Genomic DNA, 22,633 nt, shown 5'->3' with positions numbered 1-22,633 from the left:
AAAATCGCCGACCGGATTCCGCGGCCGAAGAAGAAAGTCACATGGCCTCAGGCGCGGGCGTTCTCGGTCCATCTCTTGACCGCGTCGGGCTCATTCCTGGCGTTTCTGTCGCTAGTGGCAGCAAGCGAGCAGCGCTGGACGGCGATGTTCTGGTGGCTGGGGCTGGCGCTTTTCGTCGACGGCATCGACGGGCCGATCGCCAGGAAGCTCGATGTCAAGGAAATCCTGCCGACTTGGTCGGGCGAACTGCTCGACAACATCATCGACTACGTGACCTACGTGTTGATTCCGGCCTTTGCGCTCTATCAGCGCGGCTTCATGGGCGAGCGCCTGTCGTTCCTGTCGGCGGCGATCATCGTGGTGTCGAGCGCAATCTACTATGCCGATACCGGCATGAAGACGAAGGAGAATTTCTTCAAGGGCTTTCCGGTCGTCTGGAACATGGTGGTGTTCACGCTGTTCGTCATCGAGCCCGGACAATGGGTTTCTTTCGCCGTGGTCGTGGTGGCCGGCATTCTCACCTTCGTGCCGATCAATTTCATCCATCCGGTGCGGGTGAAGCGGCTGCGGCCAATCAATCTCGGTATGACGCTGCTTTGGTGCGCTTTCGGCGCGCTGGCGCTGGCGCAGGCCGCACTTGCCTCCTTCTACGACCAGATCGGCGTGCTGGGCGAGCAGGTCAGCGATTTCATCAAGATCGGGATTACGGTCACCGGGCTTTACCTCGCTTGCATCGGCGCTATCATGCAGTTCTTCCCAAATCTCGGCGCCAAGCCGGATAAGAAAGCCTGATCCCAAGAGAGCCAGAAAATGTCCAAAGCGATCCGCATCCATGCCCATGGCGGCCCCGAGGTCCTGACCTATGAGGATGCCGATCCCGGGCAGCCGGGCTCGGGACAGATCCTGGTCAAGCATACCGCGATCGGTCTCAATTTCATCGACGTCTATTATCGCTCTGGCCTTTATCCGCCGCAGGGCGGATTTCCGCTGATCCCTGGCGGCGAGGCGGCCGGCGTGGTCTTGGATGTCGGCTCGGATGTCGACTGGCTCAAACCCGGCGATCGCATCGCCTACGCCGTGACGACCGGCGCCTATGCCGGGCAGCGCGTGATCGCCGCCGACCGCGTGGTGAAGGTGCCGGACGGCATCAGTGACGAACAGGCCGCAGCCATGATGCTAAAGGGCATGACCGCCGAATATCTGTTGCGCCGTACATTCAAGGTGAAAGCCGGCGACACGATCCTGTTTCATGCGGCGGCCGGCGGTGTCGGGCTGATCCTCGGCCAATGGGCCAAGCATCTTGGCGCGACAGTGATCGGCACGGCGAGTTCCACCGACAAGATCGAGCTCGCCAAGGCGCATGGCTTCGACCACGTGATCAACTATCGCGAACAGGATTTCGTGGCCGGCGTTGCCGCTATCACCGGTGGCGAGAAATGCGACGTTGTCTACGATTCAGTCGGCAACGACACATTTCCAGCCTCGCTCGATTGCCTGCGGCCGCTCGGCACTTTCGTCAGCTTCGGTCAATCGTCTGGGCCGATCCCGCCCTTCAGCATCTCGTTGCTGGCGCAGAAGGGCTCGCTGTTCGCAACGCGGCCGACACTGTTCGTCTATAATGCCAGGCGCGAAGACCTCGAGGTTTCCGCCGCTGCCTTGTTCGACGTGGTGCTCAGCGGCGCCGTCAAGATCAAGATAAACCAGCGTTACGCGCTCAGCGAGGCCGGCAAAGCGCATTCCGATCTCGAAGGGCGCCGGACCACCGGGACAACAATACTTATCCCTTAGGTGCCCGCCGTTTCGGGCCGCCGACGCCGGCGTTCTTGCGAACTGCTCTTTACCGCTTGAGTTTCCGCTGAAATTCTTGAAGCTCTTTCAAGTCGTGAGGCGCTTACCGTAGAGAGCAGCCCGCGCATACGATGCTTGCGGGAACACAGAACATGTCTGGCAAACCAGATGGAGGCACCGTGAGTGCAGATCAGGACGGCGCAAACCTGCTTGAGGTTCGCGGCCTCACAAAGATATTCGGCACGTTGACGGCGTGCGACCATGTCGATCTCAACATCGCCAAGGGCGAGATCCATGCGTTGCTTGGCGAGAACGGCGCTGGCAAGTCGACCCTGGTGAAAATGCTATTTGGATCGCTGGAACCGAATTCCGGCGAGATTTTCTGGAATGGCCAGGCGGTCAGGATCACCAGCCCCGGCACCGCAAAAAAGCTCGGCATCGGCATGGTTTTCCAGCATTTTTCCCTGTTCGAAGCGCTGACGGCGGCGGAGAACATCGCGCTGTCGCTGGATGACGGCTCGCCGATCAGTACGATCGCGGCCAAGGCGAGGGCGCTCTCCTACAGTTACGGCCTGCCTCTCGATCCGCTATCGCTGGTCGGTGATCTGTCGGTCGGCGAGCGTCAGCGCATCGAAATCATCCGCTGCCTGCTGCAGACGCCGCAACTTATCATCCTCGACGAACCAACTTCGGTGCTGACGCCGCAGGAGGCCGATAAGTTGTTCGAGACGCTCGAACGGCTGCGTTCGGAAGGAAAGTCCATCCTCTACATTTCGCACCGGCTGGAAGAGGTCAAACGGATCTGCGACCGCGCCACCGTGCTGCGTCACGGCAAGGTGGTCGGCCATTGCAATCCGCGCCAGGAAACCGCGTCTTCGTTGGCGCGGATGATGGTCGGCAACGAGGTGCTGGCCGTGGTGCGGGCGCCGGCCGAGGGTATCGAGACCGCGCCGGTGCTGCTTCAAATCCGCGAACTCACCCGCAAGCCGGCGACCCCGTTCTCGATCCCGCTCAGGAACATCAATCTCGAGGTCCGCGCCGGCGAGGTGATCGGCATTGCCGGTGTGGCCGGCAACGGCCAGGGCGAATTCTTCGAATCCGTTTCCGGCGAGGTGCTGCAGCAGGATGCCGGCTCGGTCCGCATCCGCGGCAAGGATGCCGGTGGCCTCACCATCACCGGCAGGCGTCTGATGGGCGCTGCCTTCGTCCCGGAAGAGCGGCTCGGCCATGGCGCAGCACCGCGCATGAAGCTTTCGGAGAACCTGCTTCTGTCGCGCCACGCCACCGATGGCAAGATGTTTGTCGGCACCGGTGGAATGGTCAAAGGCGATGCGATCCATACCGCTGCCCAGCGCATCATAAAGGCAATGGACGTGCGCAAGAGCGCGCCGGATCCGGAGGCAGCGGCTCTTTCGGGCGGCAATCTGCAGAAATTCATCGTTGGCCGCGAACTCGACCGCCGGCCAAGCGTCTTGGTGGTCAATCAGCCGACCTGGGGGGTCGACGCGGGTGCGGCGGCCCACATCCGCCAGGCGCTGATCGAACTGGCGCGCAGCGGCTCGGCGGTGCTGGTGATTAGCCAGGACCTCGACGAGCTGTTCGAGATTTCCGATGCGATCACGGTCATGCACAATGGCGAATTGTCGAAGCCGCTACCGATAGCTGAAGCGACATTCGAGAAAATCGGGCTGCTGATGGGCGGCGCCGAACCCGGTCATGCCGAACATACGCTGGAGACGGCCTGATGCGCCTCGAACTTGTAAAACGCCCGCAGCGCTCGATGCTGTTTTCGGCACTCTCGCCTTTCATCGCTTTCGTTTTGACGATCATTGCCGGTGCCATCATGTTCGCGCTGCTCGGCGTCAACCCGTTGACCGCGTTCCGCATCTACTTCATCGAACCGATCAGCCAGGTCTGGCAGTTGCATGAGCTGGCGATCAAGGCCGCCCCCCTGATCCTGATCGCGGTCGGACTGTCGGTCTGCTACAAGGCCAACATCTGGAACATCGGCGCCGAAGGCCAGTTCATCCTGGGCGGCATTGTCGGCTCGATCATCCCCGTGCTGTTTCCGCAGTTCGAAGGCCCATTGGTGCTGCCGCTGATGCTTCTGCTCGGCATGGTCGGTGGGGCCGCCTATGCTGCAATCCCGGCACTGCTGAAGACGCGCTTCAACACCAACGAGATCCTGACCAGCCTGATGCTGGTCTATGTCGCCCAGCTCTTCCTCGATTGGCTCGTACGCGGGCCGTGGCGCGATCCGCAGGGCCACGGTTTCCCGCAGACCATCCAGTTCAACGACTCGGCCATACTGCCGGAACTCCTCCCGGAATCCGGCCGGGCAAACTGGGGATTTGTCTTCGCGCTGATCGCGGCGATACTGATCTGGATCCTGATGAGCCGTATGTTGAAAGGCTTCGAGGTCCGCGTGCTCGGCTCAAGCCCGAGGGCAGGGCGCTTCGCCGGGTTTGGCCTTAACCGCATGGTCTTCTTTGCCTTCCTGCTGTCGGGCGCACTGGCCGGACTTGCAGGGATTTCGGAGGTCTCGGGAGCCATCGGACAATTGCAGCCGGTGATCTCGCCCGGCTACGGATTTACCGCTATCATCGTGGCATTTCTCGGCCGGCTCAATCCGCTCGGCATCGTCGCCGCAGGCCTTGTGCTGGCGCTGACCTATCTGGGCGGCGAGGCAGTGCAAAGCGCGCTCGGCATCTCCGACAAGGTGGCGCGCGTGTTCCAGGGCATGCTTTTGTTCTTCGTGCTCGGCTGCGACACGCTCATCCATTACCGCATTCGCCTGACCGGCTTTTCCGCGCCGAAGCTCGAGGCAGCGCCGAAGCTGGAGGAAGCCCGCTGATGGACATCACCGTCAACATCCTCTTGACCATCGCGACGGCGGCGACGCCGCTGCTGATCGCGGCGATCGGCGAACTGGTGGTCGAACGTTCGGGTGTGCTCAATCTCGGCGTCGAAGGAATGATGATCATGGGTGCCGTCGGCGGTTTCGGCGCCGGCTATCTCACCGGCTCGCCTTGGATAGGGCTGTTGGCGGCAATCACCATGGGGGCGGTGTTCTCTCTGCTGTTCGCCGTCATGACGCTGTCGCTGGCCACCAATCAGGTGGCCACCGGCCTGTCGCTGACACTGCTCGGCCTCGGCCTTTCCGGCATGATGGGAACGAATTTTGTCGGCCAGCCCGGCGAAAGGCTGCCAAACCTCGATATTCCCGGCCTGACCGCAATCCCGGTCGTTGGCAGGCTGCTGTTCGGCCAGGATCCAATCTTCTACATCTCGATCGCGCTGACCGCCGCCGTCATGTGGTTCCTGTTCAAGACCCGCACCGGGCTCACGCTGCGCTCGATCGGCGACAGCCATGCATCCGCCCATGCGCTTGGCATCCACGTCATCCGCTACCGCTATCTCTCAGTGATTTTCGGCGGCGCTTGTGCCGGCCTCGCCGGCGGTCACCTATCGCTGGTCTACACACCGCAATGGGTGGAGAACATGACCGCCGGCCGCGGCTGGATCGCGCTGGCTCTGGTCGTCTTCGCCTCCTGGCGGCCATGGCGGGTGCTGGCCGGCGCCTATATTTTCGGCGCGATCTGGGTTGGCCAGCTTCACGTCCAAGCCATAAATCTGCAGGACTTCGTCGACGCGCCCTGGTTGCTCTACAAGTTAATTGCGTTCTTAAAATCGTTTCCCTCGCAACTGCTTTCTTCGCTGCCCTATCTGGCAACCGTCGTGGTTCTCGTTCTAATCTCGCGCAACAAGCGTTTGACGATGATGAACACGCCGGCCTCCTTGGGCCAGCCATTCGTTCCGGATCGTTGACAACAAAAAGACGGAAGCTCCAAGGCTTAACTCAGAGAGGTAACACAATGAAAAAACTGCTTATTGCCGTGATGGCGACGACGGCCGCATTGTCGCTGGCGGCATCAGCCGAGGCGGCGGACAAGCTGAAGGCGTGCTGGGTCTACACCGGCCCGATCGGCGATTTCGGCTACTCCTACCAACACGACCAAGGCCGCCTCGAGGTGGAAAAGGCACTCGGCGACAAGGTCGAGACCGCCTATCTCGAAAACGTCTCCGAAGGCCCCGATGCCGACCGCGCATTCGAGCGCCTGGCGCGCGAGGGATGCAAGATCATTTTCGGCACGTCCTTCGGCTTCATGGACCCGGAAGTGAAGATCGCCAAGAAATTCCCCAAGGTGATGTTCGAGCACGCCACCGGCTACAAGACGGCCGAAAATCTCGGCATCTACAATGCGCGTTTCTACGAAGGCCGCTACGTGCTTGGCCAGATCGCCGCCAAGCAATCGAAGTCGGGCGTCGCCGGCTACATCGTTTCCTTCCCGATCCCGGAAGTGGTGATGGGCATAAATTCCTTTATGCTCGGCGCACAGTCGATCAACCCGAACTTCAAGGCGAAGATCGTGTGGGTGAACTCCTGGTTCGATCCGGGCAAGGAGGCCGATGCTGCCAAGGCATTGTTCGATCAGGGCGCCGATATCATCGTCCAGCACACCGACTCGACCGCTGCCTTGCAGGTGGCGGAAGAGCGCAAGCTGCACGGCTTCGGCCAGTCCTCCGACATGATCAAGTTCGCGCCGCACGCGCAGCTGACCGCGCTGACCGACGAGTGGGGTCCCTACTACATCAGCCGGGTCCAAGCGGCGCTCGACGGCACCTGGAAGCCCGATAATGTCTGGCTCGGCATTAAGGACGGCGCCGTCAAGCTGGCGCCGTTCACCAACATGCCCGACGATGTCAAGGCGATGGCCGAAGCCACCACCAAGAAGATTGCCGACGGCTGGAACCCCTTTACCGGGCCGGTCGCCAAGCAGGACGGCACACCTTGGCTGAAGGAGGGCGAGGTCGCCGACGACGCCACGTTGCTCGGCATGAATTTCTACGTGAAGGGCGTCGACGACAAGCTGCCGCAGTAGGCGGTCGGAAACATATCGAACGAAAGGGCGCCACGCGGCGCCCTTTTCATTTTGGACGGAATATCAGACGGCTGAGCCGTAAAGGTCGTAAGCGTCGGCGCGCTCGACCTTGACCGTGACGATGTCGCCGGCGCGCAGTGGCCGCCGCGACTGGATATGGACCGAACCGTCGATTTCGGGCGCATCGTATTTGGTCCGGCCCTTGGCCGAATTGCCATGCGCCTCGTCGATCAGGACCGGCAGTCGCTTGCCAATTTTCTTGGTTAGCTGCGTTGCCGAAATCTTCTGCTGGCGCTGCATGAAGCGGTGCCAGCGGGCTTCCTTGATCTCCTGCGGCACTTGCTCGAGGCCGAGCTCGTTGGAGCGGGCGCCTCTGACCGGCTCGTATTTGAAACAGCCGGCGCGGTCGATCTTGGCCTCGTCCAGCCAGTCGAGCAGCATCTCGAAGTCGTCGTCCGTCTCGCCGGGGAAGCCGACGATGAAGGTGGAGCGGATGGCAAGGTCCGGGCAGACGTCGCGCCAGCCGCGAATGCGCTCGAGCGTCTTTTCGCCATGAGCGGTTCGGCGCATGTTCTTCAGCACCTGCGGCGAGGCGTGCTGGAATGGGATATCGAGATAGGGAAGAATCTTGCCTTCGGCCATCAGTGGGATGACGTCCGCGACATGCGGGTAGGGATAGACATAGTGCATGCGCACCCAGACACCGAGCTTGCCCAGTTCTTCCGATAGATCGAGGAATTTCGCCCGCACTTCGCGATCGCCGAACATGCTGGTCTGGTATTTGATATCGATGCCGTAGGCGCTGGTATCCTGCGAGATGACGAGGATCTCCTTGACCCCGGCCTTGGCCAGCTTCTCGGCTTCGCGCAACACGTCGGCCGCCGGCCGCGATACGAGGTCGCCACGCAGCGCCGGGATGATGCAGAAAGTGCAGCGGTTGTTGCAGCCTTCCGAGATCTTGAGATACGCATAGTGGCGCGGCGTGAGCTTGACCCCTTGCGGCGGCAAAAGGTCGATGTAGGGATCGTGGCTCGGGGGGGCGGCCTCATGCACCGCCCTCATCACGCTTTCATAAGCTTGTGGTCCGGTGATGGCGAGGACGTTCGGATGTCTTTCACGGATGATGTCCGGCTCGGCGCCGAGGCAGCCGGTGACAATAACTTTGCCATTCTCCGAAAGTGCCGAGCCGATGGCATTGAGCGATTCGTCGCGAGCCGAATCGAGGAAGCCACAGGTGTTGACGACGACCAGGTCGGCGCCGTCGTGCTTGCGGGCGATCTCGTAGCCTTCGGCGCGCAGGCGCGTGATAATGCGCTCCGAATCCACAAGGGCTTTCGGGCATCCAAGGCTGACGAAACTGACGCGAGGGGCGGACATCAAAGCTTTCCGGATTTTCAGGATTGGCGGCGCAGTACCACACTTGTCGCGGCATTGGTATGGGCTGCGGCTGCGGCGAAACGCAACCGCCAGCGTCGCCGAAGCTGAAAGGCCCGGCCGATGCGAGTTCGAGTCGATGCGTCAGCTCATCGCACTGCTGACATGCGGCAATACTTCCACAGCGCCTCGATAGATCATATCGAGTGCGACATAGAAGATGATCAAAAGGCCGATGTAGGCGATCCAGCGATGGCGGTGCAGCAGCTTGGCGATAAAGCTCGCGGCAAGGCCCATCAGCGCGATCGACAGGACGAGGCCGATCACCAGCACCTGGAAGTGATCGCGCGCCGCGCCGGCGACCGCCAGTACGTTGTCGAGCGACATCGACACGTCGGCGATGACGATCTGCAATGCCGCCTGACCCAAGGTCTTCTTGCGCGCCTTGCCGGCCACCATATCATCGCTGTTGATATCGGAATTGGACAGCGCTTCGGTCGCCTCCACCTCGTCGGCATACGACGTGCGCAGCTCGCGATACATTTTCCAGCACACCCACAGCAGCAAGATGCCGCCGGCCAGCAGCAGGCCGACAATCTGTAACAGGGTGACGGTGATCGCAGCAAAACCGATACGCAGCACCGTCGCCGCCACCACGCCGATGAGAATCGCTCTCTTGCGCTGCTCGACCGGCAAGCCCGCCGCGGCCAAGCCGATGACGATGGCGTTATCGCCTGCAAGCACGAGGTCGATGGCGATGACCTGGAGCAGGGCAGAGAAGCCCGCGGCAGTGAAAATTTCCATCGACTGGAAGTCCCTTGCTGGTTGGCCGACCGTTCGCGTCGAATGCCTGGAGGGCCTAACGTGTATGGTTCCCGCGCGTCAAGGGACTGGTTGGAACAAGGTCGGCAAACCGCCCGTTATTGCGGCAATATACAGAGTTTGCGACGATCGGCCCGAACACCGGCAAAATGCGGCCACAGGTCGCGAATGCCTAGTTATAGAGATTGTATTTGGGCCAGTCGCTTTCCGGAATTTCATCACCGATCCGATAGCGGAGCTGCAGGACTTCCATATGGTCCGGCGCTGTTTCGCATTTGAATTTCAGCCGGTACCACTGTCCCTTGCTGCGAAACGCAGCACCCGGGCTCTTGATCGCATCGGCGCCCATTTCGGGCGTCGCAAAAGCGTAGGCGACGACACGATCGGCTTTGTATTTGTGGTCGTCGCGGGTAATCCGGTCGAGAATTTCGGCGTCGCATCGCTGCTCCAGCCGGGTTTGCGGATCGAGTTTCAGCAGGCCGGCGCGCAATGCGCTGTCCATTGCGCTGGCCGGCCAAGCCACTATCGTCCATGCGAGGACCGCAGAAAATAGTTTATTCATGGGCGGGAGAAGCATCATATTCGGGCGGAGAAATCAACCCGACGAAGCGCGGCTGCGCGGCGGGCGACAGTCTTCGCTTTGTGGCAGGTTGTTGATTACGCAATGGTGTCACCGGTACTTTGGTATCGTTGCCACGATCAGCACCTGTCGCATCTCAGCGACGCCAGAGGTGGCGCGCTGCATGGGGCAGAGCGGCGGTTCCCCCCCCGAAGCGGACCGGCCTGTTAAACCCAGGCAGTCGAGAATCCGACGAGCGGAAAACTCGACGTCATGCCTGCAGGATTGAAGACGGATATGGCGGAGGGAGTGGGATTCGAACCCACGGTGGGCTTGCACCCACGCCGGTTTTCAAGACCGGTGCCTTAAACCGCTCGGCCATCCCTCCAAGGTGATTTTTCAATCACTTAGGATATCGCGAGAGGAGCGGGTTCGAGTTGTCGGTACCGGATTGGCACCAGGACGTTCCCCGACCGGTTCGCGCTCCATTCCTGTAAAGCCGCATTCAGCGCCAAGTCAACCGTGGCGGCCGCACCTTTCGGCGCGATCCAGGGCGGTGAGCAGCGTCATGGCGAGCTGTGTTTGTGCTGAGTGTGGAAAATCGTTTTTAAAACCCGCACGGACTATTAATCGTTGAGCGCTGATATGTTGGGCGCGTTAGGCACATGTAAGTAAATCGTATTCTGGAGTTGATTTTGGCCGTACTTGGCGCTCTCCCGCCCGGTCTTCGCTGTAGACCAGTCCGCGAAACCGACTGGGAGGGAGTGGTTGATTGCCTGTGCAGGGGCTTTCCGGCGCGTAATCGGAGTTACTGGATACACGCTCTGACCCGCTTGTCGCAGCGGCCTGTGGTTGCCGAGTTCCCACAATATGGCTTTGCTTTGGAGCATGCCGGTCGGATCGTCGGCGTTGTGCTCACCCTTTATGCTCGCTATCAGGGGTCGGAGAGCGAGGAAATTCGCTGCAATCTTTCAAGCTGGTCAGTCGATGCAGATTTCCGTCCCTATGGCGCCATGTTGGTTGCGGCGGTTCTCAAGCGGAAGGACGTGACCTACACGAACATTTCGCCGGCACAAGCGACATTGAAAGCCAACCGGGCGCTCGGCTTTCGGCTCTTCTCCAGCGGACAATTTACCTTCTTGCCGGCTTTGAGTTCGGCGCAGCGGTCATGTCGCGTGGTCGAAGTGCGTCCCGATCTCCCGGAATTGGCGATGCTGCCCGAGAGTGAGAGATACATACTGTCGGAACACGCCGCGCTGGGCTGCCTGTCGTTGATCTGCATTTGCGACGGAGTAGCGTTCCCCCTGGTGTTGATGCCGCGCCGAATGTTGCACGGTGTTATCCGATGCCACCAAGTCATCTATTGCCGCTCGCTTGCGGATTTGAGCCGCTGCGCCGGCGCGATGGGGCGCTTTCTCTTGCGAAGCGGAATCCTGGTTTGCTTTGTCGACGCCAAGGAGCCGATTCCAGGCTTGGTGGGATGGTACCGCCCCAACAAGGGGCTGAAATACTTCAAAGGTCCCAGACCACCCGCACCTGGAGATCTGACGTTCACCGAACTTGTGATATTCGGTCCCTGAATCTGCGCTCGCAGCCACGCCAAGCCAGGGGCAAAGTGCGCCACGAATGGCGTTTCTGATCGATAAGCGATGATTTTCATGCCGATCAGCGAGGCGGTCCGTGCCACAATCTCGCCCGGTTCCGACCACAATCGGTTAATACGGTGATAAACAATTCCTGCGCACAAAAAGGATTGGGGTAGGGCGTCGCCGGCGTTTCTGGAGTGGGTGCTTTGGCATCGCTGACGTTCATGCTGCGGTGCCTTCGTCGATGCTATAGGGGACAATCAAAATATGCAGACCACGGCGCGCCCGCGTCTTCGTCGCGCTTCCGCTTTCGCGCTGTTTGCCTTGTCGGCAGCCTTTCTTGCAGCATGTGCCGGGCCGCAGCAAAGGGCGATGGTCAACAAGAAACCTCGCTCCAAGGAATATTTTTCCGAAGCCGAATACGGCGTGAGAGCCAGCCCGCGCGTCATGTTCAAGACGTCTCGCGGACGCGACCAGCTCGGCAAGCCCTATCAGGTGCGCGGCAAGTGGTATTATCCGAAGGAAGACAAACGTTACGCCAAGGTTGGCCTCGCATCCTGGTACGGTGAGGCCTTCCACGGCCGGTTGACGGCCAACGGCGAAGTCTACGACATGGCAGATCTGACGGCGGCGCATCCGACCATGCCGCTGCCGAGCTATGCGCGGGTCACCAACATGAAGACCGGCAGCTCGGTGATCGTGCGCGTCAACGACCGCGGGCCCTATCATGATGGACGCATCATCGATGTGTCGAAGCGCGCTGCTGAAATGCTCGATTATGCCAATGTCGGTACGGCCGAGGTGAAGGTCGAATATGTCGGCCGTGCGCCGCTCGAAGGCAATGACGGGCAGTATCTGGTGGCTTCGTATCGTCCAGGCAACAGGGCGCCGGATCCGTCGGACGGTCTGCCCAGCGGCGTCATGGTCGCGATGAATGGGCCGTCGCCAAGCCTGCCGGTGAGCGCTGCTGCCGTGCCGTTCCCCGGTCAGCTGACGAATTCCGGGCAGGGATCCGATGCACGGCCTGTCATGGCGGTGCAAGCATCTGCTTCGGGAGACATTGTACTGCCCGATTTCGGCCCGATCGTGCCGGAGCGTCCGGAGATCAACCTGCCGGCGCAATCGCCGTTCACCATGGCGTCGCTGTCTTACGCCGACGAGCGCGTGCAGCGCGCCTCCAACGCGTTTGCCGGGCTGGATGGCGCCGGCATGTCGCCCGCCGAGCTTCTTCAACCGTGGAAGCGGCAAGCCCCTCCAGCCGGGTCGCCCACCGCCTATGTCGCGGCGGGTTCATTCGAGAATGCCGCCGAAGCGGAGCGTGTGGCGGCCCAGCTTTCCAGCTTCGGCAAGACCGAAATCCAGCGCTCGGAACTTGAAGGCAAGGACTGGTACTCGGTCAACCTCTTTGCCGACGGTCGTGGCAGCCTGGACGAGATGCTGCAGGCAGCTTGGTCGCATGGTGCGCCGGATGCGCTTGCTGTACGCAACTGAGCTTGGGGCTGCCTGGTTTTTTCGCGCGCGATTGATCCGCCAGGCAAAAGCCTGATAGCTTCTGCCAACTTGCAAAAGCGCCGGCTCATTGGTCGAACCTGATGAAATCTTTTCACCCTTTCACCGGGCTTGTGGCGCTCGGCCTGCTGCTGCTCTCGCTTGCGCAGGCCTCAGCTCAGCTTTTCGAGACCAAGGCCGCCCAGGCCTTCATGATCGATGCCGAAACCGGAACCGTGCTGTTTTCCAAGGACGCCGACAGGTTGATCCCGCCGGCCTCGCTGGCCAAGCTGATGACGATGGAAGTGGCTTTCGACGCCATCAAATCAGGGCGCATGACGCTCGATGACACCTTCGTGGTGAGCGAGAACGCCTGGCGCAAAGGCGGCGCTCCTTCGGGGACATCGACCATGTTCGCCAAGCTCAAGTCGACGATCCGGCTGGAAGACCTGATCCAGGGCGTGACCGTGCAGGCGGCCAATGACGGCTGTATCGTCATCGCTGAAGGGATGGCCGGGTCCGAAGCAAACTTCGCGGCGCAGATGACCGAACGTGCCCGCCAGATCGGCTTGCCGAAATCGACTTTCGTCAATTCCACCGGTCTGCCGGCCGATGGGCAGCAAACGAGCGTTCGCGAACTCGCGCTTCTGGCGCTGCATATCTGGCGCAACTACCCGGATCTCTACCGCTATTACGGCCAGAAGGATTTTACCTGGAACAAGATTTCCCAGAGGAACCGCAATCCGCTACTGGCCATGGACATAGGCGCCGACGGGCTCGCGGTCGGTGCCAGCGAGCAATCCGGGTTCGGCATTGTCGGCTCGGTCAGCCACAACGGCACAAGGGTGATCGCGGCGATGAGCGGTCTGGCAAACGACCGTGAGCGGGCTGAGGAAGCGCGAAAGCTGCTCGACTGGGGCGTTCGCTCCTTCGAGAAGACTGAAGTATTCGCCAAGGACGAAGTGGTTGGCGAAGCCCAGGTCTTTGGCGGTGCCAAGTCCGGTGTCGCGTTAAAGGCAAAAGGACCGGTGCAGATCTTCCTGCCGATCACCAACCGCGACAAGCTCACCGCCAGGATCGTCTATGACGGACCGGTGGCAGCGCCGGTGGAGGAGGGGCAGCCGGTGGGTACGCTGCGCGTCTGGATCGGCGAGACGCTGAGCCAGGAGACGCCGCTGTTTGCCGCCGAGTCGATCGGTGTCGGTTCGCTGCCGCAGCGCGTGCTCGACGCCGCCAAGGAACTGGCCGTCGGCTGGCTGCGTTAGCACCGTCGCGGTGGACCTTTTTTTCCGCCGGGACTATACGGTCCCCGAAGTATGGACAAAGGCTTTGGCGCGCGGATTTTTCATCACTTTTGAAGGCGGCGAAGGAGCAGGCAAGTCGACGCAGATCGAGCGGCTGGCAAAGAAGATGCGCGCCAAGAAATACGATGTGCTGGTGACACGTGAGCCGGGTGGCTCGCCGGGCGCGGAGGCGGTCAGGCATGTCCTGCTTTCAGGCGCAGCCGAGCCGTTCGGCCCCAAGATGGAAGCTCTGCTTTTCGCCGCTGCGCGTTCCGACCATGTCGAACAGGTCATCCGGCCGGCAGTCGAGCGCGGTTCGGTCGTACTTTGCGATCGTTTCATGGATTCCTCGCGCGTCTACCAGGGCGTCACCGGCGGCCTCGACCCGGCATTCATGGACGCATTGGAGAAGGTCGCCATCAACGGCATGGTGCCGGACATGACACTGATCTTCGACATCGACCCCGCCGAGGGCCTGAGGCGCGCTACCGCCCGGCGGGGCAGCAGTGACGGACCGGACCGCTTCGAGAAAGAAACATTGGCCATCCACCAACGCCGGCGCGAGGCGTTTCTCGCGATCGCCTCAGCTGAACCCGAACGCTGCGTTGTCGTCGATGCCTCAGCCGACCTAGATGCGGTGGAGGATGTCGTTACCGCCGCGGTCTTCGCGGCTCTCGAGAGGATGATGCCGGCGCAAAGAAGGCAGGCGGCGCCAGCATGATTTTCGAACGCATCGCGCCCGAACAGCACGACACGCTGGACGGGGTGCCCGAGCCATCCGAGACGCCGCGTCTTGTCGGTCACCTGCAGGCGGCCAACATGCTCGCCACCGCTTACCGCTCGGGAAAGCTGCCGCACGCACTGATCTTTGCCGGACCGGTTGGCATCGGCAAGGCGACGCTGGCCTTTCACCTGGCGCATCATCTGTTGAAGCACCCGGCCTTCGAGCAGGCGCCGGAAAGCCTTGCCGTTCCAGATCCGGCTTCGTCGCTGTTTCGACAGATCGCCACCGGCGCGCATCCTTCGGTGCTGCATCTTACACGCCCGGCGAACGACAAGACCAAGAGCTTCAAGACAGTGGTCACGGTCGACGAAATCCGCAAGGTCAGCCGTTTTCTGTCGCTGACCTCGCACGACGGCAGCTACCGGGTGGTTATCGTCGATCCCGCCGACGACATGAACACCAATGCTGCCAATGCCTTGCTGAAGAATCTTGAAGAGCCACCCGCGCGCACCTTATTCATCCTCATCGTCCATGCGCCGGGCAGTCTGCTGCCGACGATCAGGTCGCGCTGCCAGATGGTGCGGTTGGCGCCGCTCGATGCCGAGAGCTTGATGACGGTTCTGGAGGGCATCGAGCCGCCGCCACCGGCGGATCCTGCGGCGCGCGCGGCGCTGGCGGAGCGGTCAGGGGGCAGCGCGCGCAATGCGATCCTGTTGACGCAGTATGGCGGGCTCGAAATCGCCGCCACCCTCGACGCTCTGGTGATGTCCAAGAAGTTAGATGTCGCGGGCGCCTACCGTCTTGCCGAGGCGGTCGCCGGCCGCGACCAGGCGATCCCGTTCGAGATATTCAATCGCCGTGCGCTTGATCTGCTGTCGGCCGGCGCCAGCCAGGCCGCGCTCGCCGGCGATCTCGCGCGAGCCAAAACGCTGTCGGATACTTGGCACGCGGCTTTGAACGCTATATCTGAAACCGAGACCTACAACCTCGACAAAAAGCAGCACGCCCTGACCATGATCGACCGCCTGAATTCTGCAATGCGAATGTGACGGCCGCTGGCGTGGCTTTTGAAGCCCCTGAGTATTGATTCCCAATCAATCGCAGGAACTTCGAAGCCACCACATTGGCGTCGGATGGCAATTGCCGTTTCGATGCGATATCTCACCGCGACATCTTTCATTCAGACATTCATGACGGCTCATCCATGGCACGCGAAAAATACTACGTCACGACGCCGATTTTCTATCCGAACGGCAAGCCGCATATCGGCCATGCCTACAATGTCATCGCCAGCGACACGCTGGCCCGCTTCCAGCGGCTCGATGGCAAGGACGTCTTCTTCGTCTCGGGAACCGACGAGCACGGTTTGAAGATGCAGCAGACGGCGGACGCCGAAGGCCTGACGCCGAAAGCGCTTGCCGATCGCAACTCGGCGATCTTCCGCTCGATGCTCGAAGCGACCGGTTGCTCGAACGACGTTTTCATCCGCACCACCGAAGAGCGTCATTACAAGGCCTGCCAGGCGATCTGGACGCGCATGGCTGAGAATGGCGACATCTACCTCGACCGCTACAGTGGCTGGTATTCGGTGCGGCAGGAAGCCTATTTCGACGAGGCCGAAACCAAGGTCGGTGACGACGGCGTGCGCCGCGAACCGCTCGGCTCGCCTGTCGAATGGACCGAGGAAGAGAGCTATTTCTTCCGCCTTTCCGCCTATCAGGACAGACTGCTCGCGCTCTATGAGAACAGCCCCGAGTTCGTCGGACCGGCGGAGCGGCGCAATGAAATCATCAGCTTTGTCAAATCCGGCCTGAAGGATCTGTCGATCTCGCGCACCACATTCAAATGGGGCGTGCCGGTGCCCGGCGATGAGAAGCATGTGATGTATGTCTGGGTCGATGCCCTAACCAATTACATCACCGCCGCCGGTTATCCGGATCCGACCAATGAGAGATGGTCTTTCTGGCCGGCGAACGTCCACGTCATCGGCAAGGATATCATCCGCTTCCACGCGGTCTACTGGCCGGCATTCCTGATGTCGGCCGGCATCGAATTGCCGAAGCGCGTGTTTGCGCATGGTTTTCTGTTCAACCGTGGCGAGAAGATGTCGAAGTCGGTCGGCAATGTCGTCGACCCGTTCGCGATGATCGAGCACTACGGCCTCGACCAAGTGCGCTATTTCTTCATGCGCGAAGTGCCGTTCGGCCAGGACGGCAGCTACAGCCATGATGCAATCGTCAACCGCACCAATGCCGACCTCGCCAACGATCTCGGCAATCTGGCGCAGCGCTCGCTGTCCATGATCGCCAAGAACTGCCGCGGCGTGGTGCCTAAGCGCGGCGAATTGAGCAATGCCGACAAAGCGATCCTCGATCAGGCAGATACCGCCCTTGTCACGGCGCGCAGGACGATGGCCGACCAGGGCATCCACTTTGCTCTGGCGGCGATCTTTGGCGTGGTGGCCGAAGCCAACCGCTATTTCGCCGGGCAGGAGCCATGGGCACTGAAGAAGACCGATCCGGCGCGCATGGAAACGGTACTGTGGACGACCGCTGAGGTGATCCGGCGTGTCGGGTTGCTGTGCCAGCCCTTCATTCCGCAGTCGGCGGCAAAGCTACTAGACCTTTTGGCGGTGCCGGCCGGCAGCCGTAATTTCGAGCATGTCGCGGAAGGCCATTCGCTGGTATCCGGTACGCCGCTGCCGGCGCCGGAACCGGTATTTCCACGCTATGTCGAGCAAACGGATACAAGCGCCTGATGCTGGTCGACAGTCACTGCCATCTCGACTTTCCGGATTTCGCCGAAGAGCGGGCGGCCATTGTCGCCCGCGCCCTAGCGGCCGGCATCGGCCGAATGGTGACGATCTCGACGAGGGTGAAGCGATTTAACCAAGTGCTTGAGATTGCAGAGACTTTCGATGAGGTCTATTGCTCGGTCGGCACCCATCCGCATAATGCGGCCGAAGAGCTTGATGTCACTGTCGATGATCTGGTGCGGCTCTCTGCTCATCGCAAAGTGGTGGCGATCGGCGAGGCCGGACTCGACTATTTCTACGATCATGCGCCGCGCGACGCACAGGCGCAGGGCTTTCGCACCCACATCGCCGCGGCGCGCGTGACCGGTCTGCCGCTGGTCATCCATTCGCGCGACGCCGACGACGACATGGCTGATATCCTCGAAGAAGAAACAGGGAAGGGCGCCTTCCCCTTCATCCTGCACTGTTTTTCGTCGGGACGCCGGCTGGCCGAGATCGGCGTGGCGCTCGGCGGGTACGTCTCGTTTTCCGGAATCCTGACCTTCAAGAACTCCGCCGAGCTGCGCGCCGTCGCCGCCGATGTGCCGCGCGACCGTCTGCTGGTCGAAACCGACGCGCCATACCTGGCGCCGATCCCGTTTCGCGGCAAGCGCAATGAGCCCGCCTATGTCGCGCATACAGCCAAGGTGCTGGCCGAGACGATCGGCGTCAGCGATGCCGAGATCGCTGACATCACCACGGATAACTTCTTCCGGCTGTTCAGGAAAATGCCGCGCCCGAGCGCGCCGGGCGCCTGACGCATGAGCGACCGGTTACGTCTTACCGTCCTCGGCTGCGGCTCATCGCCGGGCACGCCACGCATCACCGGCGACTGGGGCAATTGCGATCCCGCGAACCCCCGGAACCGGCGCACGCGCACCGCAGCGCTTGTCGAGCGGATCGCGGCGAGTGGCGCCCGGACCACGGTCGTCATCGACACCGGCCCGGATTTCCGCGAGCAGATGCTGCTGGCATCCGTCAAGCGCATCGATGCGGTGGTCTATACACATCCGCATGCCGACCATATCCACGGCATCGACGATTTGCGCGGCTTCGTGCTCGAGCAGCGCCACCGGATCGACATCCATGCCGATCAGGCCACCATGCTGCGCCTACGCGAGGCGTTCCACTACTGTTTCGAAACACCGAAAGGCAGTTCGTATCCGCCGATCGTCAATGCCCATATCATCGACCACCACAGGCCGGTGGTGATCGCAGGCGAGGGCGGCGCCCTCACCCTCGAACCGCTGCTGCAGCTCCATGGCGACATCACCTCGCTGGGTTTCCGCATCGGCGGGCTGGCCTATTGCCCTGACGTCAGCGACTTTCCGGAGTCGACCGCCAAGCGTTTGCGCGGGCTGGACATGCTGGTCATCGACGCGCTTCAATACACCGTTCATCCGAGCCATCTGTCGCTTGGCCAGGCGCTTGGCTGGATCGAAAGACTGGCGCCGAAGAACGCGGTGCTGACGCATATGCATGTTCCGCTCGACTACGCCACGGTAATGGCCGAGACGCCGGCCAACGTCGAGCCTGCTTATGACGGCATGACGATCGAAATCCCTTACGAATCAGCGTGAAGGGCGAGGTTTTTACGGCTGGGTTCCCGGGTTTGGATCTCGCGGAGTGCTATCTTCACGCACATCCAATCGGCTACGCCAGTTCCATAATCTATCTTATGCGACTAGGCCTTATGCGACTACGCCTATAGCATCCGTTGGCGGCGAGATTAGACCGGTCACTCTTAGACATTCGCAACAGCGCTGTGGAGGTAACGGGCATGCTAGGGTTACGAATCATGAAGACGCTCCCCCTGCTTGCAAGTCTTACCCTCACCCTCGCCTGCGCGCTAACTGGCGCGCGAGCGCAGGACCTTGATCGTACGCCAGGCGAGAACGACCTGGCTTTCGCCAAACGTGTTGTTGGGTTCGCCGACAATGCTGATCCGCACACCACAGCCGTGAGCTGGAACGGCCTCCAGACACTCTTCGTCGATTACCAGACCGCCGAGGAATATCCGGAACGCCCGCTCGTCGCGCTGCAACGGCTAGCTGACAACAGATATCGCGCAATCCAGGTCACGATCGGTGAACAAGAGGGCGACACACCGGACATCGCGCTCGGCCTCGCCAACGCCGACCACGACCCGGCAAAGGAACTGATCGTGATACTTTCCTGGGCTCAGATGCACTACGATGTCGAAGGGACGCTCTACGAGGTTCGCATCTTCGATGGCCCCAAGCCAGGCCAGAAGGCGCTGACTCAATTGAAAGCGAGCCGGAAGTTCGATGCCACATGCGACTGCCATTGGCGCGACGGCACAACGAAGCGCTTCCGCTTCAAGACGATCGCGGCGGTCAAGGCTGAACTGAAGCGCCTGGGCTATTAGCCGCCGGCGAGGCTCGCTTCCCGGATGTTGCCCTCGCCACCTCGCCTATGCTGACCCGCAATCGTCACCAGCGCCAGCACAGGCAGACTGGGTCGCTCGTCAGAACTCCATATCACCGAAGTCACCGCCATTATCGGAGCTGGAATCGCCTGCCTGATCGGCTTCGTCCGGCTGCGGCGACGGCTGTTCAGCTGCCTTCGCTTCGCTGCCGCCAAACACGCCGGCGATCGCGTTGCCGAGCAGCACGCCGCCCGCCACGCCCATCGCGGTCTGCGCGGCGCCGGCAAGAAAACCGCCGCCTGCCCGCTGTGGCGTGTCCTGCGGCCCTTCAGTTGCAACGGAGGCGGTGCGCCCTACCCGCGGAACCGAGCCTAAGCGCCTGCCGTCGCTGCGGCCGAAGAAGCCGCAGAGCGGTCCACCGCCGGCCGGCTGCCGCGCCTGCTCCTCCAGTTCTTCTATGCGCGCCTGAGCTGCGTTCAGGGCCTGCTCCTGCACCACGATCGTCTGGGCCATGTAATATGGCGCCCCAGGCTGCTGGGTGATCTGGTCCTGGATGAAGCGCTCTGCTTCGGCATCGCGCGGCGGCGCCTGGCGCTCGGCGCTTGCCAACTTCTCGAAGAGCTGTCCGATCGCTTGCTGATCATTTCTGTCCATGATGTCCAACTCCGGTCTTGGTTCAACGCCGGCTATTCGCGCTCGCCGGTGAAGTTCAACAGCAGTTGGAAGATGTTGATGAAGTTCAGATAGAGCGAGAATGCACCGAAGACAGCGAGTTTCTGCTGTGATTCCGCGCCGAAGTTTTCCGCGTACTGCTCCTTGATCGTCTGGGTATCCCAGGCGGTGAGGCCGATGAAGACGGCAATGCCGATCACAGAGATCGCGAATTGGAGCGCGGTCGAGCCCAGGAAGATATTGACGATGCTGGCGATCACCACGCCTATCAGGCCCATGATCAGGAACGACGAAAACTGCGTCAGGTCGCGTTTGGTCGTGTACCCGTAAAGGCTGGTCGCGCCGAACATGGTGGCGGCGATGAAGAAGGTGCGTGCGATGCTGGTGCCGGTAAAGACCAGGAACACGGAAGCCAGCGACAGGCCCATGACCGCGCAGAATGCCCAGAACATCGCCTGGGCGCCGGCTGCCGACATCGCCTGCATCCGAAACGAGAACAAGAGCACAAAGGCCAGCGGGGCCAGCATCACCACCCATTTCAGCGGTGTGGAGAAGATCGGCACGTAAAGAGCGGGCGTGGAAGCCACCACGAACGCGATCACGCCCGTAACGACGAGGCCAAGGCCCATATAGTTATAGACGCGCAGCATGTGCCGGCGCAGGCCTTCATCGTAGACGGCTCCGGCTCGGGCTCCGGCCCCGATATATCCGAGATTGTTCATGTGGTTCTCCTTCTTGCAGGTCGATCAGTAAAGCGTTTTGGCGAGGGCTTCGGCCGTGCGATCGAGACCGCCGACATCGCTGCGTCCGACGACCGCGTAGGCGACCTCGCCGATCTGGAAATAAGCCGAGGAAACTTCGCCCGAGGGAACGACGGTCGGCTTGACGACGTCGAATGTTCCGGGCCTGATCGCGAACAACGAGACCAGCCCCATCTCTTTCGTCTCGACAGCCATCTCGACGCTCGGTCCGAATTGCGATGGATAGATCTGCACGTCACGGACCGTCCAGTCCGCTGGCAGCGATGGCATCACGATCGCCGTCGCGGCGCGGATTTCGTCGGCATTGTAGCCGGGCGCTTCGGGTTGCGACGACATCGCCTCGCGCACGAGCATCGTGCGGTGCGCCCGGACCGCATCCTCCACATAGGCCGGCGGATGGGTCGAAGCGACGACTTCCGTCACCGATATCGGTCCGATGAGCCCGTTCGCAAGCCAGCCGGCAGCGACGAAGACAGCGACTGCCGCAGCTCGCTGCAAAGCACCAAGGACGCGGCCGCGCGCCAATCCCCGCTCCAGCCGCCGTGCAGCATCGGCCGTCGCGGGCCGCGCCATGCCTTTCGATCCGGCAAGTGCCACGCGCAATTCGTCACGCATCCGTAAGTCGGACATCACCCGCGCGGCCGCGTCCGGGCGGGCCGAAAGGAACGCCTCGACCTCGATGCGACGAGCCACGTCCAGCTGATCGTCGACATAGGCGTCGAGATCGGCGTCGGTCACGGGATCGCGCAGTTGGTTCATGATCCACCTCCGACGATCTTCAGATGGCCTTTCGCGCGTGCCGGCACCGCGTCCTCCATCTCGCGCAGGGCCGCACGCGCCCTGCCGATGCGCGACATCAGCGTGCCAAGCGGCACGCCACTCACCTCAGCGGCCTGGCTGTAGCTAAGCCCCTCGATGGCGACGAGATGCAACGCCGAACGCTGCTCCTCCGGCAATTCGAAAAACGCTTCGCGCACCTGCGCCAGACGGACCGAATGTTCCTGCGGCGCCGGGACATTCGCCTCGGCGAAATAGCCGGCCTGTTCGATGCGCATCGCTTCGGATTTGCGGGACCGCAGACCGTCGATGAATGCATTATGGACGATCGACAGCAGCCATACGCGAAGATTTCCGCCGGAGCGGAAGCTGCCGCGTCGCTCATAGGCACGCACCAGCGCATCATGCACCAGATCCTCTGCATCGGCGCTGTCGCGCGTCAGCGAGCGTGCATAGCGGCGCAGCGAACCGAGCTGTCCCAGAATATCGAAGCGTGGCATCGGCCGTTTCATGTCCTGTTTACGGAGCAGGTCGGGATGTTAATCCCGCTCTCCCCGAAATTTTCTTACGGCTCGCCGCGTTCTCGTCCTAGGTCGTGTGGACACTTATCTGATCCAGAGGACGGTTGCGGCGATGGTGACGATGGCGAGGTAGTTTCGGGCTGTCTTCTCGA

General features: G+C 61.6%; 22 protein-coding genes and 1 tRNA gene. 15 read left to right on the top strand and 8 right to left on the bottom strand.

The annotated features are described in order from the left end of the window. Positions 1-15 precede the first annotated feature (15 nt). The 6 genes from pcsA to NKH60_RS22400 all read left to right on the top strand — a co-directional run bounded on the left by pcsA (position 16) and on the right by NKH60_RS22400 (position 6,731). Entirely contained in the window at positions 16-792 is a 777-nt protein-coding gene (gene pcsA, locus NKH60_RS22425) for a phosphatidylcholine synthase (protein WP_502893794.1), read from the top strand. Between the two features lie 18 nt (positions 793-810). After that, positions 811-1,788 carry a quinone oxidoreductase family protein gene (locus NKH60_RS22420; RefSeq protein WP_352736467.1) on the top strand — a complete coding sequence of 326 codons (978 nt, stop codon included), beginning with the start codon at positions 811-813 and terminating at the stop codon, positions 1,786-1,788. Positions 1,789-1,940: 152 nt separating this feature from the next. Next, a complete protein-coding gene (locus tag NKH60_RS22415; protein WP_502906644.1) occupies positions 1,941-3,533 on the top strand; it encodes an ABC transporter ATP-binding protein in 1,593 nt (530 codons plus the stop codon). Next, the gene (locus NKH60_RS22410) at positions 3,530-4,642 is read left to right on the top strand and encodes an ABC transporter permease (RefSeq protein ID WP_352636755.1); all 1,113 of its coding nucleotides are present in this window, start codon (positions 3,530-3,532) and stop codon (positions 4,640-4,642) included. Before NKH60_RS22415 ends, NKH60_RS22410 begins: the two co-directional genes overlap by 4 nt. Beyond that, positions 4,642-5,616 carry an ABC transporter permease gene (locus NKH60_RS22405; RefSeq protein ID WP_352448916.1) on the top strand — a complete coding sequence of 325 codons (975 nt, stop codon included), beginning with the start codon at positions 4,642-4,644 and terminating at the stop codon, positions 5,614-5,616. Before NKH60_RS22410 ends, NKH60_RS22405 begins: the two co-directional genes overlap by 1 nt. Positions 5,617-5,663: 47 nt before the next feature. Beyond that, positions 5,664-6,731 (top strand): BMP family ABC transporter substrate-binding protein, encoded by a 1,068-nt coding sequence (locus tag NKH60_RS22400; RefSeq protein WP_352873366.1) that lies wholly within the window; start codon positions 5,664-5,666, stop codon positions 6,729-6,731. 63 nt (positions 6,732-6,794) lie between these two features. Here NKH60_RS22400 and rimO read toward each other — a convergent pair whose 3' ends face one another. The 4 genes from rimO to NKH60_RS22380 form a co-directional block, all read right to left on the bottom strand. Next, a complete protein-coding gene (rimO, locus tag NKH60_RS22395) occupies positions 6,795-8,108 on the bottom strand; it encodes a 30S ribosomal protein S12 methylthiotransferase RimO (protein WP_352873364.1) in 1,314 nt (437 codons plus the stop codon). Between the two features lie 141 nt (positions 8,109-8,249). Further along, positions 8,250-8,909, bottom strand: a complete 660-nt coding sequence (locus NKH60_RS22390; protein WP_352682728.1) for a TerC family protein — start codon at positions 8,907-8,909, stop codon at positions 8,250-8,252. A gap of 190 nt (positions 8,910-9,099) precedes the next feature. Further along, the gene (locus NKH60_RS22385; RefSeq protein WP_036238130.1) at positions 9,100-9,507 is read right to left on the bottom strand and encodes a DUF930 domain-containing protein; all 408 of its coding nucleotides are present in this window, start codon (positions 9,505-9,507) and stop codon (positions 9,100-9,102) included. Positions 9,508-9,784: 277 nt separating this feature from the next. Continuing rightward, positions 9,785-9,874, bottom strand: a tRNA-Ser gene (locus NKH60_RS22380). Between the two features lie 460 nt (positions 9,875-10,334). Here NKH60_RS22380 and NKH60_RS22375 point away from each other — a divergent pair. From NKH60_RS22375 to NKH60_RS22335, 9 genes are all read left to right on the top strand, one after another. After that, complete coding sequence (locus tag NKH60_RS22375; RefSeq protein ID WP_352873361.1) at positions 10,335-11,066, top strand: hypothetical protein; 732 nt, start codon at positions 10,335-10,337, stop codon at positions 11,064-11,066. Positions 11,067-11,339: 273 nt separating this feature from the next. Beyond that, positions 11,340-12,563 carry a septal ring lytic transglycosylase RlpA family protein gene (locus tag NKH60_RS22370; protein ID WP_352873359.1) on the top strand — a complete coding sequence of 408 codons (1,224 nt, stop codon included), beginning with the start codon at positions 11,340-11,342 and terminating at the stop codon, positions 12,561-12,563. Between the two features lie 101 nt (positions 12,564-12,664). Further along, positions 12,665-13,825, top strand: coding sequence for a D-alanyl-D-alanine carboxypeptidase family protein (locus NKH60_RS22365; RefSeq protein ID WP_352873357.1), 1,161 nt, complete (start codon positions 12,665-12,667; stop codon positions 13,823-13,825). Between the two features lie 64 nt (positions 13,826-13,889). Then, the gene (gene tmk, locus NKH60_RS22360; protein WP_352448921.1) at positions 13,890-14,564 is read left to right on the top strand and encodes a dTMP kinase; all 675 of its coding nucleotides are present in this window, start codon (positions 13,890-13,892) and stop codon (positions 14,562-14,564) included. Continuing rightward, the gene (locus NKH60_RS22355) at positions 14,561-15,616 is read left to right on the top strand and encodes a DNA polymerase III subunit delta' (protein WP_352766618.1); all 1,056 of its coding nucleotides are present in this window, start codon (positions 14,561-14,563) and stop codon (positions 15,614-15,616) included. The genes tmk and NKH60_RS22355 overlap by 4 nt, the downstream gene beginning before the upstream one ends. A gap of 122 nt (positions 15,617-15,738) precedes the next feature. Next, positions 15,739-17,325, top strand: coding sequence for a methionine--tRNA ligase (gene metG / locus NKH60_RS22350; protein WP_352815662.1), 1,587 nt, complete (start codon positions 15,739-15,741; stop codon positions 17,323-17,325). Next, positions 17,325-18,119 (top strand): TatD family hydrolase, encoded by a 795-nt coding sequence (locus NKH60_RS22345; protein ID WP_352873355.1) that lies wholly within the window; start codon positions 17,325-17,327, stop codon positions 18,117-18,119. The genes metG and NKH60_RS22345 overlap by 1 nt, the downstream gene beginning before the upstream one ends. 3 nt (positions 18,120-18,122) lie before the next feature. After that, positions 18,123-18,941: an MBL fold metallo-hydrolase gene (locus NKH60_RS22340; protein ID WP_352873353.1), complete on the top strand. Its 819-nt coding sequence runs from the start codon at positions 18,123-18,125 to the stop codon at positions 18,939-18,941. Positions 18,942-19,159: 218 nt separating this feature from the next. After that, entirely contained in the window at positions 19,160-19,750 is a 591-nt protein-coding gene (locus tag NKH60_RS22335; protein WP_352873351.1) for a hypothetical protein, read from the top strand. Positions 19,751-19,849: 99 nt separating this feature from the next. On the opposite strand, the gene NKH60_RS22330 is transcribed toward NKH60_RS22335, so the two are convergent. From NKH60_RS22330 to NKH60_RS22315, 4 genes are read right to left on the bottom strand one after another with little or no spacing between them, the layout of a single operon-like run. Then, complete coding sequence (locus NKH60_RS22330) at positions 19,850-20,404, bottom strand: DUF2076 domain-containing protein (RefSeq protein ID WP_352873349.1); 555 nt, start codon at positions 20,402-20,404, stop codon at positions 19,850-19,852. A 32-nt stretch (positions 20,405-20,436) separates the two neighbouring features. Then, positions 20,437-21,144, bottom strand: a complete 708-nt coding sequence (locus tag NKH60_RS22325) for a Bax inhibitor-1/YccA family protein (protein ID WP_352448927.1) — start codon at positions 21,142-21,144, stop codon at positions 20,437-20,439. A gap of 24 nt (positions 21,145-21,168) precedes the next feature. Next, positions 21,169-21,942, bottom strand: a complete 774-nt coding sequence (locus NKH60_RS22320; protein ID WP_352873347.1) for an anti-sigma factor family protein — start codon at positions 21,940-21,942, stop codon at positions 21,169-21,171. Next, a complete protein-coding gene (locus tag NKH60_RS22315) occupies positions 21,939-22,472 on the bottom strand; it encodes a sigma-70 family RNA polymerase sigma factor (protein WP_502907763.1) in 534 nt (177 codons plus the stop codon). The genes NKH60_RS22320 and NKH60_RS22315 overlap by 4 nt, the downstream gene beginning before the upstream one ends. Between the last annotated feature and the right edge of the window lie 161 nt (positions 22,473-22,633).

Origin of the sequence: Mesorhizobium sp. M1006, from assembly GCF_040318825.1 — a bacterium.
Lineage (GTDB): Bacteria > Pseudomonadota > Alphaproteobacteria > Rhizobiales > Rhizobiaceae > Mesorhizobium.
This window is presented reverse-complemented; position numbering and strand designations above follow the sequence as displayed.